The organism is Parasynechococcus marenigrum WH 8102, from assembly GCF_000195975.1.
In the GTDB taxonomy this organism is placed as follows: domain Bacteria; phylum Cyanobacteriota; class Cyanobacteriia; order PCC-6307; family Cyanobiaceae; genus Parasynechococcus; species Parasynechococcus marisnigri.
This window is the reverse complement of record NC_005070.1, coordinates 2,015,104-2,030,567: the sequence shown is the minus strand read 5'-3', so window position 1 is coordinate 2,030,567 and position 15,464 is coordinate 2,015,104. Positions and strand designations below refer to the sequence as shown.

The following is a 15,464-nucleotide window of genomic DNA, read 5'->3' as shown; positions in this document are numbered from 1 at the left end:
CGCCGCTCAAACGTTTGTTGATCCTAGGAAGCAGAATCTGACGCTGAAGCGTTCAGAGCTTCACTTCAATGTCGACACCACTGGGGAGGTCCAGCTTCATCAAGGCATCGATGGTCTTCGCCGATGGGCTGTAGATGTCGATGATGCGGCGGTGGGTCCGGGTCTCGAAATGCTCGCGGGAATCCTTGTCCACGTGAGGAGAACGCAGAACGCAGTAGATCTTGCGTTTGGTGGGGAGAGGGATGGGGCCGATCGCTGTTGCAGCGGTCTGATCGGCCGTCTCAATAATCTTGTCGCAGGAGAGATCCAGCATGCGGCGGTCAAACGCCTTCAAGCGAATGCGGATCTTCTGCTGAGCAATGGCAGTGGACATAAGAAAGAAGCGAACAGGATCCCAAGGGAGTCCTGAATTCAGTTGTCGAGGTTCAAAACAAATGTAGGGGATGGGGGGATGACTCCCCCCATCCATCAGTGATCAGCTGATGATGATCACTCGATGATCTTGGAGACCACGCCGGCACCAATGGTGCGGCCGCCTTCGCGGATGGCGAAGCGCATGCCGTTTTCCATGGCCACAGGGCAGATCAGCTCACCGGTCATTTTGATGCGGTCACCGGGCATCACCATCTCAACAGCACTGCCGTCATCGGCGGTGAATGCGGTGATCTGACCGGTCACGTCCGTTGTACGGATGTAGAACTGCGGTCGATAGCCGGCGAAGAAGGGGGTGTGGCGGCCACCTTCTTCCTTCTTGAGCACATAAACCTCACCTTCGAATTTGGTGTGAGGGGTGATGGAACCGGGCTTCACCAGCACCATGCCGCGCTCGATGTCCTCTTTCTGGATACCGCGGAGCAGAAGGCCGCAGTTGTCGCCAGCCATTCCTTCTTCGAGGAGCTTTCGGAACATCTCCACACCGGTGACGGTGGTTTTGCGAGCGTCCTTGATACCAACGATTTCGATCTCTTCGCCAACCTTGACTTTGCCACGCTCGATCCGACCGGTGGCCACGGTGCCACGACCGGTGATGGAGAAGACGTCCTCAACAGCCATCAGGAAAGGCTTGTCAACCTCACGCTCGGGCTCAGGGATGGCCTCATCAACGGCAGCCATGAGTTCTTCGATCTTTGCTTCCCACTCGGCTTCGCCTTCGAGAGCTTTCAGGCCAGACACCTGTACAACAGGGATGTCGTCACCGGGGAAGTCGTAGCTGTCCAGCAGCTCACGCACTTCCATTTCAACCAATTCGATGATCTCTTCGTCATCGACCATGTCGCACTTGTTCAGTGCAACCACCAGAGCGGGAACACCCACCTGCTTGGCCAGCAGGATGTGCTCCTTGGTCTGAGCCATAGGGCCGTCGGTGGCGGCGCAGACCAGGATGGCGCCGTCCATCTGGGCAGCACCCGTGATCATGTTCTTCACGTAGTCCGCGTGACCGGGGCAGTCCACATGGGCGTAGTGACGCGTGTCGGTCTCGTATTCAACGTGGGCGGTGTTGATGGTGATGCCGCGCTCACGCTCCTCTGGAGCACCGTCGATATCGGCGTAGTCCTGCTTCTCAGCCTGTCCTTTCTTGGCGAGCACGTTTGTGATCGCAGCGGTGAGGGTGGTTTTGCCGTGGTCAACGTGGCCGATGGTGCCGATGTTGACGTGGGGCTTGTTCCTTTCGAACTTCTCGCGTGCCATTTGTGGTTAAAGAATCGAGGGTTGGAATGAGAGGAGTTTAGAGATCAGGATTAGTTGCCCTGATTCTTGGAAATGATGGCTTCGGCCACATTGCGAGGAACTTCGGCGTAGTTGTCGAATTCCATCGAGAAGATGCCCCGGCCCTGGGTCATGGAGCGGAGCTCGGTGGCGTAACCGAACATCTCGGCAAGGGGCACCTTGGCCGAGATCTTGGATGTGCCATCTTCAACGCCTTGGCCCTCAACCTGGCCTCGGCGTGAGGACAGGTCGCCGATGATCGAACCGAGGAAATCCTCGGGGACCTCGACTTCGACTTTCATCATCGGCTCAAGAAGAACAGGATTGCACTTCTTGACGCCGTCCTTGAAGGCCATGGATCCGGCGATCTTGAACGCCATCTCCGAAGAGTCGACGTCGTGGTATGAGCCATGCACCAAGGTGCATCTCACATCGATCAGGGGATATCCGGCAATCACACCGGATTCGCAGGTCTCCCTCATGCCCTGCTCGGCGGGCTTGATGTATTCCTTCGGAACAATACCGCCCACGATTTTGTTGACGAATTCGAACCCGGAGCCAGGCTCGCCGGGCTCCATTTCGATCACAACGTGGCCGTACTGACCCTTACCACCGGTCTGACGGGAGAACTTGCCTTCGCCACCTGCGGAACCACGGATGGTTTCGCGATAGGACACCTGAGGTGCACCGATGTTGGCTTCCACCTTGAACTCGCGCAGCATGCGGTCCACGAGGATTTCCAGGTGGAGTTCGCCCATGCCTGCGATCACGGTCTGGCCGGTCTCGGAGTCGGTATTGACGCGGAAGGTGGGATCCTCTTCAGCCAGAGAAACCAAAGCCTTGGAGAGCTTCTCCATGTCGCCTTTGGTCTTGGGCTCAACAGCCACAGAGATCACCGGTTCCGGGATGAACAGTGTCTCGAGGACGATCGGATCGTCTTGGGTGCAGAGGGTGTCACCGGTGGTGGTGTTCTTCAGGCCGAGAACGGCACCCAGATCGCCGGCCCGCAGAGCATCAACTTCCTCACGGTCATCAGCCTTGAGCACCACCAAACGGGAGATGCGCTCCTTCTCGCCCTTGGTGGAGTTGAGTACGTAGCTGCCTTTCTCAAGGATGCCGGAGTACATCCGGACGAAGGTTAGTTTGCCGTAGGGGTCTGCCATGACCTTGAAGGCCAGGGCGGAGAAGGGTGCCTTGTCGTCGGACGGGCGAACCGCTTCTTTCCCGTCGGGGAGCACACCCTGAATCGGGGGCACATCAACAGGGGCGGGAAGGTAGTCGATGACAGCATCGAGCACCAGCTGCACGCCTTTGTTCTTGAAGGCCGAACCACAGAGCATCGGCACCAAGCCGTGCTTGAGCACACCCTCGCGGATTCCCTTCTTGAGCTCTTCGGTGGACAGTTCGCCGGTTTCGAGGAACTTCTCAATCAGAGCCTCATCGGTTTCCGCAATGGTCTCCATCAGCGTGGCGCGCCATTCGGCAGCCTCATCGGCCATTTCGGCAGGGATCTCGGCTTCTTCGATGTCGGTGCCGAGGTCGTTCTTGTAGATGTAAGCCTTGTTGCCGACCAGGTCGATGATGCCGCTCAGGTCGCCTTCGGCTCCGATGGGGAGCTGGATGGGCACGGCATTGGCCTTGAGCCGATCCTTGATCTGCCCGTGAACCTTGAGGAAATCCGCGCCGGTGCGGTCCATCTTGTTGACGAACACCATCCGCGGAACGGAGTAGCGATCAGCTTGACGCCAGACGGTTTCGGATTGGGGCTGGACACCACCCACGGCGCAGAACACTGCAATCACTCCATCAAGCACCCGCATGGAACGCTCCACCTCGATGGTGAAGTCCACGTGCCCGGGTGTATCGATGATGTTGATCCGGTGGTCCTGCCAAGAAGTGGAAATGGCAGCCGCGGTGATGGTGATGCCACGTTCCCGTTCCTGGGCCATCCAGTCGGTCACGGCGGCGCCGTCATGCACCTCACCGATCTTGTGCACCACGCCTGAATAGAACAGGATCCGTTCAGTGGTGGTGGTTTTGCCGGCGTCAATGTGGGCGGCGATACCAATATTTCTGACGCGTTCCAGGGGGAAGTCGCGAGCCACAGGAATTCTCCGGGGGTGGGGCGTGAAAAGGCGGGTGAGACTCTACAGGCCAGACCTTGACATCGAAGGTGTCGGGCTGGCTTGCCCGAGATCAATAGCGGTAGTGGGCGAAAGCCTTGTTGGCTTCAGCCATCTTGTGGGTTTCTTCGCGCTTGCGAACCGCGCTTCCGGCCTCATTGGCTGCATCCATCAATTCGCCGGCGAGCTTCTGAGCCATGCTCCGGCCGTTGCGGGCGCGGGAGAAGCTCACCAGCCAGCGCAGGGCCATGGCGGTGCCACGTTCCTGACGTACTTCCATCGGAACCTGGTAGGTCGCGCCACCGACGCGACGGGCACGGACTTCGACCAGGGGCGTGGCGTTCTTCACCGCCGTCTCGAACAGTTCGAGAGGGTCACCACCAGTGCGCTCGTTGATCAAACCGAACGCATCGGACAGGATCCGCTGCGCCGTGGACTTCTTGCCGTGCTGCATCAGACGGGACACCATCATCGTGGCCAGACGACTGTTGAACTGCGGATCAGGAAGAACCGGACGTTTTTCAGCGGCGTTGCGGCGGGACATCGGAGGTCAGTGAAGTGGGGATCAGAACGTGGTGGGTAATGGAAGACCGTGAGGTCACTCCTTCGGAGTCTTGGCGCCGTACTTCGAGCGAGACTGCCGGCGGTCTTTGACGCCAGCGGTGTCCAAGGTGCCTCGAATGATGTGGTACCTGACACCTGGCAGGTCCTTGACACGACCGCCGCGAATCAGCACCACGGAGTGCTCCTGAAGGTTGTGTCCGACGCCGCCGATGTAGGCGGTGACCTCGAAGCCGGAGGTGAGGCGTACACGAGCCACCTTGCGCAGCGCCGAGTTGGGCTTCTTTGGCGTGGAGGTGTACACACGGGTGCAGACCCCGCGGCGTTCTGGGCAGGACTTCAAGGCCGGCGATTTCGTCTTGGCCTTGAGGCGTGAACGCTCCGTGCGGATCAGCTGTTGGATGGTTGGCATCGAGGGTCGGTGTGCGGTCGGACGCCCCGACCAGATTCGACAATCCGCCACGATACCGGTTGACGGTCCCCTCTATCGCAGGCTGAATGCACTGCCGCAGGCGCAGGGGCTGATTCCGTCTCCGCTGCGAATCAGAAATCCGCCACCGCTGAGGTCACCGCGGTAATCCAGGCACAGGCCTTGCAGCAGTTTGAGCTGGCTCTTGGGTGCGTGAAGGGTCACGCCATCAGCCCTGGCGATGGCCACCCCCGCCAGATGTCCAGGACGGATCTGGATCACGTGATCCGCACAATCTCCTGGAAGAAGCTCGAGATGCATCTGCCCAGGAGTGCCGGCAACCGCGGCCTGACGACCCAGTTCTGCGGCGGCAGCCGGCGTCAGGCGCAGATTGGCAGCCATGGGATGAATCGTCTGGTGACGTCCCACTGTGCCAGTTGTTTAAAGGGGAATGAAGCCAAGTCCGTTATGCACACGGGGGGCACTGCCGCGACCGTTCATCACCGTTCGTCCAGCCACCACGACCGTGGTTGAACTGCCTCCATCCAGGTTCAGCGCATCCTTTAGTCCGAGCTGCTGCGCGGCCAGGGCTGTCTCCAGCAAAGTGGGATCGCTCCCGGCTGCACCGCGCAGGGCCAACAGCCAGGTGCCGCCAGTCCCTTGGCCCACGACGGTCCTGGGTGCCGCAAGGGCGAGGAAATCAGGGCTGAATCCTTCAGCACGACCGTTCAGCACAATCTGACCTCCCTGCATCAGCAGCGGCCCCCCGCCAAGCACGTTGGCTTGATCACCCAGCCCGGACGTGGTGCGTTGGCTCAGCATCACCGCATCGCCGGGTTTGGCCGGCAGGGGGGTGCCGCCGCGGGCCACCACCAGGTCGCCGTCGGCGGGAATCAGCACACCACGGCGAATGCTGGCGCGATCAAAGCGCTGCGTAACGCGCCCCCCCTGCACCAGCAGTGCCTCCTCCTCGCCGCTGAGCGGGCGATAGATCGGTCCCCAGGCGCGGGTGTAGCGGCTGAGGCCCCGTTGTACATAGCCGCTGTTGAGATAGCTCAGTCCCCTGCGCCGACCACCGTTCACCTGCAGCTGCTGGTCCAGCCGCAGGCGTCCGAACTGGAGTTGGTCGTTGTCGCCCCAAGCGACCACCCCCCGGTTGAGGATCGGTCCCGACAGCCACTGGCCCTGTTGACGTAGAGCGCCTAGGGGCAGTTGCAGGATGCGATTGAAAAAGCCGCCGTTGATGGCGATCACCGCATTGGCCGGTTGGGACAACTGGGGCAGAAAGCGCAGCCCCTGCTGTTGTCCAGCCATGGTGAGTGGCGTCATCGTCAAACCGATGCGGCTCAGGTCACCGCCGGTTCTGAGCACCCGCAGCGGCTTGACGCCCACGGTGACGGTGCGTTCCTCGAGCACCAGGCCGCGGCGCAGCCAGCGAGCAATTGCCGGGTTTCTGAGGGGAAGCTGGGCCGCAGTCGCTGCAGGGCCGCCAGTCCGTACGCCATCGAGCACCACGCGCCAGGGTGTCGCCAGGCTCAGGGTCCTGAGTCGAGTGGCCTGTCCCTTCAGCACGAGGCTGTCGGGACCTTGCTGCGGAATGAGCCGCAGCCGACGCAGCTCCAGCTGCTGGGCTGCTGTGCTGCGCACGCCCAGATGCAAGTCATCTCCCACGCGTTGCACCAATGCGGGGCCATCGAGATCCAGCACGAGGCGATCTGCGGTGCTGCCCTTGCCGCGCCGCATCCCCTGGAGATCTGCCGCAGGCAAGGTCAGCTGCAGCTGCTGATCGTCCAGACGAATGATGACGCCGACCTTGGCCAGCCAGTCCGCCACCTCCAGGCCCACCTCATCACCGAGGGTTCGCTGGGGCAGCTCTGCCAATGGCTGCCTGCGTCCGAACCACTCCAGTTGCCCCTCATGGCGGCGGAAGCCGAGATGTGACTCCAACAGCTCCAGAGGGAGCCACAGTTGGTCCGGCTGGCTCCGGTTGAGGCCTTCCCATTGCCAACTGCTGCGCAGCTCCAGGCCGTCGATCCGCAGCTGCTGCCCCTGCAGTGACGGGGCCTGTCGCAGTTCCGGCAGGGGCTCCGGCAGCTGGGCGAAGGGAAACATCGGGGGGCGATCCGGGGAAGGCGCCTGCCTAGGATCGTCATCTGACGTGGTTTCTGCAGAGCACGATGCTGCGAACCATGCAACCGCCCGGCTGAACATTCATGGCAGATCTCACCCGACCCACCGTCTGGCCCTACAGCGACAGTGCTGCGCCCGAGGCAGTGGCCGGTGAGAAAGATGCCTGCGGTGTGGGTTTCCTGGCGCAACTCTCTGGGGAAACCAGCCACTGGGTGCTGCAGCAGGCCCTGCGCGGCCTTGGATGCATGGAGCACCGCGGCGGCTGTGGTGGTGATGGTGATTCCGGTGATGGTGCCGGCGTGCTCTGCCAAATCCCCTGGACTTATCTGAAAGCGGTCTGGCCTGAGGCGGCCTCCGCCCGTGGTCTCGGGATGATGTTCATGCCCCAAGACTCCGAGGGGCGGGAGCTGGCGCGCCGGTTCTGCAAGGAGGAAGCCGAGGCGCTCGGCCTCACCTCCGCCGGATGGCGGGTGGTTCCAGTGGATTCTTCCGTGCTGGGCCCCATGGCGCGGGACACCGCCCCAGTGATCCAGCAGTGGAGCCTTGCCGGTGGCCCCGATGGTGACGCCTTCGAGGCTTTGTTGCTGCGCCTGCGTCGCCGGATCGGTGCCCGTGCCCGCCAGGCCTGGGGTTTTGAGGGATCCCGGGATCTTTATGTGGCTTCCTTGAGCAGCCGCACCGTTGTGTACAAGGGCATGGTGCGCTCCGAGGTGCTGGCGCAGTACTACGCCGATCTGCGGGATCCGCGCTTTGAAGTGAGCTTTGCGGTGTACCACCGGCGCTTCAGCACCAACACCCTGCCCCGCTGGCCTCTCGCTCAGCCGATGCGGCTGTTGGGCCACAACGGAGAAATAAATACGCTTTTGGGCAACCTCAACTGGGCTGAGGCCTCTGAAGCCAGCCTCGCGGACGTTTGGGGTGAAGCCGCGGATGATCTCAATCCCGTGGTGAACCCTGCCTTCAGTGATTCGGCCAACCTTGACGCCACCCTAGAGCTGATGGTGCGCAGCGGCCGCTCGATCACCGACAGCTTGATCACCCTGGTGCCCGAGGCCTTCCGCAACCAGCCGGATCTGGAGGATCGCCCGGAGGTGACGGCGATGTACGAATTCAATGCCGGCATCCAGGAGCCCTGGGATGGTCCGGCGCTGCTGGTGTTCGCCGATGGCAAACGGGTGGGTGCCACGCTGGATCGCAACGGCTTGCGACCCGCGCGCTGGTGCACCACCGCCGACGGTTTCGTGATCATGGGATCGGAAACCGGTGTGGTGGATCTCAGCGGCAAGACCGTGGTTCAGAAGGGCCGTCTCGGCCCCGGCCAGATGGTGGCGGTGGATCTGGAGAACGGCCAGCTGCTCGACAACTGGACCGTGAAGGAGGACGCGGCTGGACGCTTCCCCTACGGCGACTGGCTGCAGCACCATCGCCGCGGTGTGGAAGCCCAACCCTGGACCCAGGATCGTCAGATCGGTGAGTTGGATCTGTTGCGGCTGCAGACCGCCATGGGCTTCACCGCCGAAGACTTCGATCTCGTGATCGAAGACATGGCCGGACTAGGTAAGGAGCCCACCTACTGCATGGGAGACGACATCCCCCTGGCGGTGTTGTCGGATAAACCCCACCTGCTGTACGACTACTTCAAACAACGCTTCGCCCAGGTCACCAACCCGCCGATTGACCCCCTGCGGGAAAAGCTGGTGATGAGCCTGGAAATGCATCTGGGTGAACGCCGGCCGGCGCTGAAGCCCCAGCCCGAGGCGGCCGCCGTGATCCACCTGGACACGCCGGTTCTCAACGAAGCCGAGCTTGCGGCGATCAGCAAGCAGGGACTTCCCGTTGTCACCCTCTCCACCCAGGTGGCCGTTGAGGCCTGCGCTGGTGGTTTGTCATCGGCCCTGCAAGGGCTGTGCGAGGCGGCCGAGGAGGCTGTGCGCGGCGGTGCCCAGGTGTTGGTGCTCTCCGATCGTGTGGATGGCTCCGGTGCCGCTGCCCAGCTGACCGCCATCAGCGTGGCGATGCCGGCCCTCCTGGCTGTGGGGGCGGTGCATCACCACCTGCTGCGGCAGAAGCTGCGTCTGCGCTGCTCCTTGGTGATTGACACTGCGCAGTGCTGGAGCACCCATCACTTGGCTTGCCTGATCGGTTACGGCGCCAGTGCGGTCTGCCCGTGGCTCACCTGGGAGACCACCCGCCATTGGCTCGCCCACCCCAAAACCCAGAAGCGGATCGAGCAGGGCAAGCTGCCCGCCCTCGATGCCGACCAGGTGCAGGCCAACGTGCGCGTTTCCCTGGAAAACGGCCTGCGCAAGATCCTCTCCAAGATCGGCATTTCGCTCCTGGCTAGTTATCACGGCGCTCAGATTTTTGAAGCGATCGGCCTCGGTGCCGATGTGATCGACACCGCGTTCAGCGGAACCACCAGCCGTGTGGCGGGCATGACCCTGGCGGAGCTGGCCAACGAAACCCTGTCACTCCATGCCAAGGCCTTCCCGGAGCTCAACCGCAGCAAGCTCGAGTTCATGGGCTTTGTGCAGTACCGCACCGGCGGCGAGTACCACCTCAACAGTCCCGACATGGCCAAGGCCTTGCATGCGGCGGTGAAGACCGGGCCTGGCTACGACCATTTCTCCACCTACAAAACCCTGCTGGAGAACAGGCCGGTCACGGCGCTTCGGGATCTGCTGGAGTTCAAGCTGGCCCCAACGCCGCTGCCCCTGGATCAGGTGGAGAGCGCAGAAAGCCTCTGCAAGCGTTTCTGCACGGGGGGTATGAGTCTCGGGGCGTTGTCGCGGGAAGCCCATGAGGTGCTGGCGGTGGCGATGAACCGCATCGGTGGCAAGAGCAACAGCGGCGAGGGTGGTGAGGACCCGGCCCGTTTCCAGGTTCTTCACGATGTGGATGCCGAGGGCCGCTCGCAGGCTTTCCCCAGCATCGGCGGCCTCCGGAATGGCGACACCGCCTGTTCGGCGATCAAGCAGATCGCTTCCGGGCGCTTTGGCGTGACAGCCGAATACCTGCGCAGTGGCAAGCAACTGGAGATCAAGGTGGCCCAGGGGGCCAAGCCCGGTGAGGGCGGTCAGCTGCCCGGCCCCAAGGTGGATGACTACATCGCCTGGCTGCGCAACAGCAAACCCGGTGTGGCCCTGATCTCACCGCCGCCGCATCACGACATCTATTCCATCGAGGATCTGGCTCAGCTGATTCACGATCTGCACCAGGTGCACCCCAAGGCGCCGGTGAGCGTGAAGCTGGTGGCCGAGATCGGTATCGGCACGATTGCCGCCGGCGTGGCCAAGGCCAACGCTGATGTGATTCAGATCTCCGGCCACGACGGGGGTACCGGAGCCTCGCCGCTGAGTTCGATCAAGCATGCCGGCAGCCCCTGGGAGCTGGGTCTGACCGAGGTGCACCGCAGCCTTCTCGAAAATGGCCTGCGGGATCGGGTGCTGTTGCGGGCCGATGGCGGCCTCAAGACCGGCTGGGATGTGGTGATCGCAGCTCTGCTGGGCGCTGAGGAGTATGGCTTCGGCTCTGTGGCGATGATCTCCGAGGGCTGCATCATGGCCAGGGTCTGCCACACCAACAATTGCCCGGTGGGCGTGGCCACCCAAAAGGAGGCCCTGCGCAAACGCTTCACCGGCGTGCCTGAGCACGTGGTGAATTTCTTCTGGTATGTGGCGGAAGAAGTGCGTCAGCTGCTGAGCCTGCTCGGCGTGGCCAAGCTCGAAGATCTGATCGGTCGCAGCGATCTGCTTCAACCCCGTGCAGTGCAGCTGGCCAAAACCCAGGGTGTGGATCTCTCCAGTCTGTTGGCACCGATTCAGAGTTCAGAAGAGCGCTCCTGGCTGCGTCACAGCGCTGAGGCCCATGGCAATGGCCCGATTCTTGAGGATCAGCTTCTCGCCGATGCCGAGCTGATGGCGGCGGTGGAGAGCCACGGTTCCTTGAACCGCACGATCGCGATCATCAACACCGACCGCAGTGTCGGGGCCCGTCTGGCCGGTGAGATCGCCCAACGCCACGGCAACCGCGGCTTCAAGGGCCAGCTCAACCTCACCTTCCAGGGCGCTGCCGGTCAGAGCTTCGGTGCCTTCCTGGTGCAGGGCATGAACGTGCGCCTGGAAGGGGAAGCCAACGACTACGTGGGCAAGGGCATGAACAGTGGACGCATCAGCCTGGTGCCAGCCGACGGCTGCGCCAATCCCGGTGATCAAGTGATCCTAGGTAACACCTGCCTCTACGGCGCCACGGGCGGTGAGCTGTTTGCCCATGGCCGTGCTGGTGAGCGCTTCGGAGTGCGCAATAGCGGCGCTCGTACCGTGGTGGAGGGAGCTGGCGACCACTGCTGTGAGTACATGACCGGTGGTGTGGTGGTGGTGCTGGGCAGCACTGGCCGCAACGTGGGTGCCGGCATGACCGGTGGCGTCACCTTCCTGCTCGATGAGGGTGATCGCGTCACCGCCAGGGTCAATACTGAGATCGTTGCGGTCTGCAGCCTCACCACTTCGCAGCAGGAGGAAACGCTCAAAGAGCTGTTGGAAGCCCACGTAGCCGCCACCGGCAGCAGCAAGGCCTCAGCGCTGTTGGCCGACTGGGCCGCGGCCAAGGGACGCTTCAAGGTGCTGATTCCGCCGAGTGAGCGGGCAGCCATGGGTCTGGTGGACCAGCAGGCGGTGGCGGCCTGAACAGGCCGCTTTCCATGCCCTGGTTTGTCAAACATGAAACCTTCACGGCGGATACGGCCGCTCTGACTCTCGAGCAGCGTCGGCCCCACCTGGAGGCCCATCGGGGCTGGGTGCAGCAGGAATGTGCGGCGGGTCGGCGGATCCGCAGCGGTTTCCTCGTGGATGAGCGGCGGCGCCCCGGTGGTGGTGGCTTGTTGATCTTTGAGGCTGAGTCTTACGAGGAGGCGCTGGCCTGGGTGTCCCACGACCCGATGATTCAGGCCGGCTTGGTGGACTGGAACCTGCAGGAGTGGATCCCCGTCAGCGGGGATGGCTAGCCATGAGGCGCTGCACCTCGCCGGCGTGATAGCTGCTGCGGGTGAGGGGGGTGCTGACCACCTGCAGAAAGCCCAGCTCCTCTTCGCCGATGCGGCGGTAGGTGTCGAATTGCTCAGGGGTCACAAAACGATCCACGGCCAGATGCTTGGGGCCTGGGGAGAGATATTGGCCGATGGTGACGATGTCCACCCGGTGGGTGCGCAGGTCGCGCAACACGTCGATCACCTCGTCGTCGGTTTCACCGAGGCCCACCATCAGGCCGGACTTGCTGTAAGCCCGCGGCCAGTCGTCCCGAACCCGCTGCAGAAGTTCCAGGGACCGCTCGTAAATGCCCTGAGGTCTTGCCAGGCGGTACATCCGCGGCACTGTTTCGATGTTGTGGTTGAGCACGTGGGGTGCTGCCGCCATCACCGTGGCCAGGGCGTCCCAGTTGCCGCAGAAGTCGGGAATCAGCAGCTCGATCGTGGTGAGCGGTGAGCGTTGCTTCACCTGCTCGATGCAGGCCACGAACTGGGTGGCTCCCCCATCCGGCAGGTCGTCCCGGTTCACCGAGGTGATCACCACATGCTTCAGCCCCAAACGCGCCACCGCTTCCCCGAGCCTTTCCGGTTCGGTGGGGTCGAGCTCACGGACGCTCTTGTCGAAGTCGATGTCGCAGTAAGGGCAGGCGCGAGTGCAGCCCGGGCCCATGATCAGAAAGGTGGCCGTGCCGCCGGCGAAGCATTCCCCGATGTTGGGACAGCTGGCCTCCTGGCAGACCGTGTTCAGGTTCAGGTCCAGCAACAGATCGGCAACAGCACCGATGCGCTCCCGCTGCGGGGCCTTGACGCGCAACCACTCGGGCTTGAGCACGGCTGAACAATGTCAATCCACGACCCTAAACAATGGGGCGTGCAACAAGTGATCTCTTCACGTGATGAGCGGTGACCGCTTGTCTTCTAAGATGGATGAAACGGGATGTGGCGCAGCTTGGTAGCGCACTTCGTTCGGGACGAAGGGGCCGCAGGTTCGAATCCTGTCATCCCGATTGGCTGATCCAATGAAGCCTTGATTGGTTTAGCTTTTGTTGTTAGCGGCTTAGCCGACCGGTGACAAACCCCACGCCTCCACCGATCAAGGCTGCTTGCAGTTGCCAGAACAATTTGCGGTTTCTCCAAGCTGTGTTGTTGAGCCAGATGCCGGCAGCGACAGCAAAAACTAAAACGGTGATGACCGTGGCTTTCGTCAGCAATTGACTCCTCCTTGTGAGTGACTCTGATTCTAAGGAGAGCTTGGATTTATGTATTGGAGTTAAATCCTAGTGCGCTTGATTTTCCACTTCGTTTTGAGTTGCGTCCCTTCGTAAATTGCTTGATTTTGATGGCCTCTGCGGTGAGAAAATCTTGCAGGTGAGGCTGCCCACCGAGTTTGGCTTGTTCGAGGGCGAGTTGGAGAATCTTCTGAAAGCGCATTGGACTGGCATGAAAACCGAATACACCCTCATGGGTTTGAATTCTCCTCAGCGCTGCTTGAAGGTTTTGTACTTGCTGATCATATTCATCGATGTTGAGAATTCTGTCGAGTAGATGATCAACACATAGTGATGGCCGATGGCGAAAGCCGATGTCTCGACTGCCGTTTTTGCGTTGATAATTGGTGATCTCGGCGGTCATCCAGTACATCTCCACGATGCCTCCCACTGAATGTTCCAGGCGGCTGTTCTGCAGCCAGCCATGGTCGACGCGCAACGGTGATAAGGAACTGATAGCAACATCAGTTCGCCATGGATAAACATTCACTGCTGTGAGGCAAATGTTGAGGCTGCCGATGGCATTGGGCTCGCAGCGGTTCAACCGACCCTCCAGCACCACAGACTTGCCCAGCAGCTCACCTAACTCATCCCGCATGGGATCGCAGGAGCGGTGTCAGGTCTATGTCTCTCATCCCTGCTGTCTTGGACGCGTTATACGTCCATGCTGACGTGTCAATCGTTTCGGCCCAGAGTTGATCGGCGTCAGAAACGGAAGGTCGTTTTCACCAGTGCACCCAGCTGGCTGAAGGATTCACCAGCAGGAGTGTTCTGCCCAAGGGGACGCCACAGATAAAAGACAGCCGGCGTGATGCTGATCGCATCACTCATCTGCAGCTGTACCCACCACTCCCACAGGAACTGGCCGTCGGCGGGAGTGTCGCCCCCTTTCGAATCGGTGGCGAAGACCGGTTGGCCCACCGCCATGCCGGCGGCATGACCATCGCTCCATAGGTCAGTCCACTCCAGACCCAGGCTCCATGAATGGCTGGTGGTGACCTGATCGTTCTGCTGGCTTTCGCTGTTGTTCATTCCCCATCCTGCTGAGATCGAGGGAATCCAGCCGCTGTCGGCCGGCTGCCAGGATCCGCCGAGCCCGAAAGCATGGGTGACGCCACGCTCGCTGAGTTGATCCTGAGTGAAGGGCGTGGCGTAGGCGATCAGCCCATGGCCGTTCTGGACCTTGGAAACAATCCCGGCCAGGGCCCATCCTTCCCCTTCCCAGCCCAGTTGAACCGTTCCGGCGCTTGCTGCATGGTCGGTGCCAATGCCGCCTTCAGCACTGTTGCTCAACGTGCCGTTGGCCGCCACATAGTTCGCGGAGAGCCTCAGGCCACTGGACGGGCTCCAGCTGACGCCGGCTCCGGCTCCGAGATTTTTGTTGTAAGCCGCCGGCGCGCCATTCAGGCTGAGCACATCCAGGACCGGGTCGCTGGAGTAAACGCTGGGCCAGATCGCCAGCATGTCCTCCTGGCCCACCTGTGGACCAAAGGTGAGAGTGACGTCCTCTCCGATCGGAAAGGAATAAAACAGTTTGTCGATGGCAACCTGGTTGGCTCCACCATCGGCCTCATAGGAGGTTTCCAGGGTGGCCAAGCTGCTGGCCCCCCCGCCGCCAAAGGGTGTTTCACCACCGAAGTTGCCTGCCCGCAGGGTGACCGTGAGCAGATCCTTGCCGCTGAAACTGGTCTCCAGGATCAGATGAAGGTCGTTGTTGAACGTGGTGGCGCCGAAGCCCTGGTTGTTCTGATCCACCGATTCATCATCAGAGCCTGAAAAGTGGTTCGCTCCGATCACGACAGTGGCGAGGCCACTGAGTTTGGTGGTGGTTGAGAACTGGGGGGCCTCCAGATCTCCCAGGCGGGCTTCTAACCCATCCACACGGCCCTGGATGATCGCCAGTTCACGTCGGAAGACATGGATTAGCTCTTTCACCTCATCCGTCATCGCGGTGATTCGATCCAGGCAGGCGTTCAGCAGTGCCGCCGCCTCGTATCGGCTGATGGACTGCTGACCTTGAAAACGACTATCGGGATAACCAGCAACGCAGCCGTGCTGCTCAACCAGGTTCTGCAGCGCCTGGTAAGCCCAGTCTGTGGGCATCACATCCGTGAATTGAATGGCCGTGAATGGACTGACGCTGCTCACCTGAGCCCTGGCCAAGGGCGCACACGCCAGAGACAGCACAGCAGCAGCTGCCGCTGGCGCGGCCAGCTGCCGAACAAAAGGACATGGCATGGCTG

Annotated in this window: 13 protein-coding genes and 1 tRNA gene; 3 read left to right on the top strand and 11 right to left on the bottom strand. The window is 61.7% G+C overall.

Annotation, left to right across the window (positions count from 1 at the left end; all coding sequences use genetic code 11):
• Positions 1-52: 52 nt before the first annotated feature.
• From rpsJ to TX72_RS10725, 7 genes are all read right to left on the bottom strand, one after another.
• The gene (gene rpsJ, locus TX72_RS10755) at positions 53-373 is read right to left on the bottom strand and encodes a 30S ribosomal protein S10 (protein WP_011128995.1); all 321 of its coding nucleotides are present in this window, start codon (positions 371-373) and stop codon (positions 53-55) included.
• A gap of 116 nt (positions 374-489) precedes the next feature.
• A complete protein-coding gene (tuf, locus tag TX72_RS10750; protein WP_011128994.1) occupies positions 490-1,689 on the bottom strand; it encodes an elongation factor Tu in 1,200 nt (399 codons plus the stop codon).
• Positions 1,690-1,739: 50 nt separating this feature from the next.
• On the bottom strand, positions 1,740-3,812 hold the full coding sequence (gene fusA / locus TX72_RS10745; protein ID WP_011128993.1) for an elongation factor G: 2,073 nt from the start codon (positions 3,810-3,812) through the stop codon (positions 1,740-1,742).
• 91 nt (positions 3,813-3,903) lie between these two features.
• Positions 3,904-4,374, bottom strand: a complete 471-nt coding sequence (gene rpsG, locus TX72_RS10740) for a 30S ribosomal protein S7 (RefSeq protein WP_011128992.1) — start codon at positions 4,372-4,374, stop codon at positions 3,904-3,906.
• Positions 4,375-4,428: 54 nt separating this feature from the next.
• Positions 4,429-4,803 carry a 30S ribosomal protein S12 gene (gene rpsL, locus TX72_RS10735; RefSeq protein ID WP_011128991.1) on the bottom strand — a complete coding sequence of 125 codons (375 nt, stop codon included), beginning with the start codon at positions 4,801-4,803 and terminating at the stop codon, positions 4,429-4,431.
• Positions 4,804-4,875: 72 nt separating this feature from the next.
• On the bottom strand, positions 4,876-5,202 hold the full coding sequence (locus TX72_RS10730) for an AIR synthase (protein WP_011128990.1): 327 nt from the start codon (positions 5,200-5,202) through the stop codon (positions 4,876-4,878).
• A 39-nt stretch (positions 5,203-5,241) separates the two neighbouring features.
• Entirely contained in the window at positions 5,242-6,912 is a 1,671-nt protein-coding gene (locus TX72_RS10725) for a phosphodiester glycosidase family protein (RefSeq protein ID WP_042503882.1), read from the bottom strand.
• 101 nt (positions 6,913-7,013) lie between these two features.
• On the opposite strand from TX72_RS10725, the gene gltB reads away from it, so the two are divergent.
• Together gltB and TX72_RS10715 are read left to right on the top strand one after the other, a co-directional pair.
• A complete protein-coding gene (gene gltB, locus TX72_RS10720; protein ID WP_011128988.1) occupies positions 7,014-11,615 on the top strand; it encodes a glutamate synthase large subunit in 4,602 nt (1,533 codons plus the stop codon).
• Between the two features lie 14 nt (positions 11,616-11,629).
• Positions 11,630-11,932 carry a YciI family protein gene (locus TX72_RS10715; RefSeq protein ID WP_011128987.1) on the top strand — a complete coding sequence of 101 codons (303 nt, stop codon included), beginning with the start codon at positions 11,630-11,632 and terminating at the stop codon, positions 11,930-11,932.
• Here the strand turns inward: TX72_RS10715 and lipA are convergent.
• On the bottom strand, positions 11,916-12,785 hold the full coding sequence (gene lipA / locus TX72_RS10710) for a lipoyl synthase (protein WP_011128986.1): 870 nt from the start codon (positions 12,783-12,785) through the stop codon (positions 11,916-11,918). The two genes, TX72_RS10715 and lipA, sit on opposite strands and share 17 nt — an antisense overlap.
• A gap of 101 nt (positions 12,786-12,886) precedes the next feature.
• Here lipA and TX72_RS10705 point away from each other — a divergent pair.
• Positions 12,887-12,960 (top strand) — tRNA-Pro (locus tag TX72_RS10705).
• 42 nt (positions 12,961-13,002) lie between these two features.
• Here the strand turns inward: TX72_RS10705 and TX72_RS14275 are convergent.
• From TX72_RS14275 to TX72_RS10695, 3 genes are all read right to left on the bottom strand, one after another.
• Positions 13,003-13,164, bottom strand: a complete 162-nt coding sequence (locus TX72_RS14275) for a hypothetical protein (RefSeq protein WP_158305756.1) — start codon at positions 13,162-13,164, stop codon at positions 13,003-13,005.
• Between the two features lie 46 nt (positions 13,165-13,210).
• A complete protein-coding gene (locus TX72_RS10700; RefSeq protein ID WP_011128985.1) occupies positions 13,211-13,819 on the bottom strand; it encodes a hypothetical protein in 609 nt (202 codons plus the stop codon).
• 107 nt (positions 13,820-13,926) lie between these two features.
• Positions 13,927-15,459, bottom strand: coding sequence for an iron uptake porin (locus TX72_RS10695; RefSeq protein WP_011128984.1), 1,533 nt, complete (start codon positions 15,457-15,459; stop codon positions 13,927-13,929).
• Positions 15,460-15,464 lie beyond the last annotated feature (5 nt).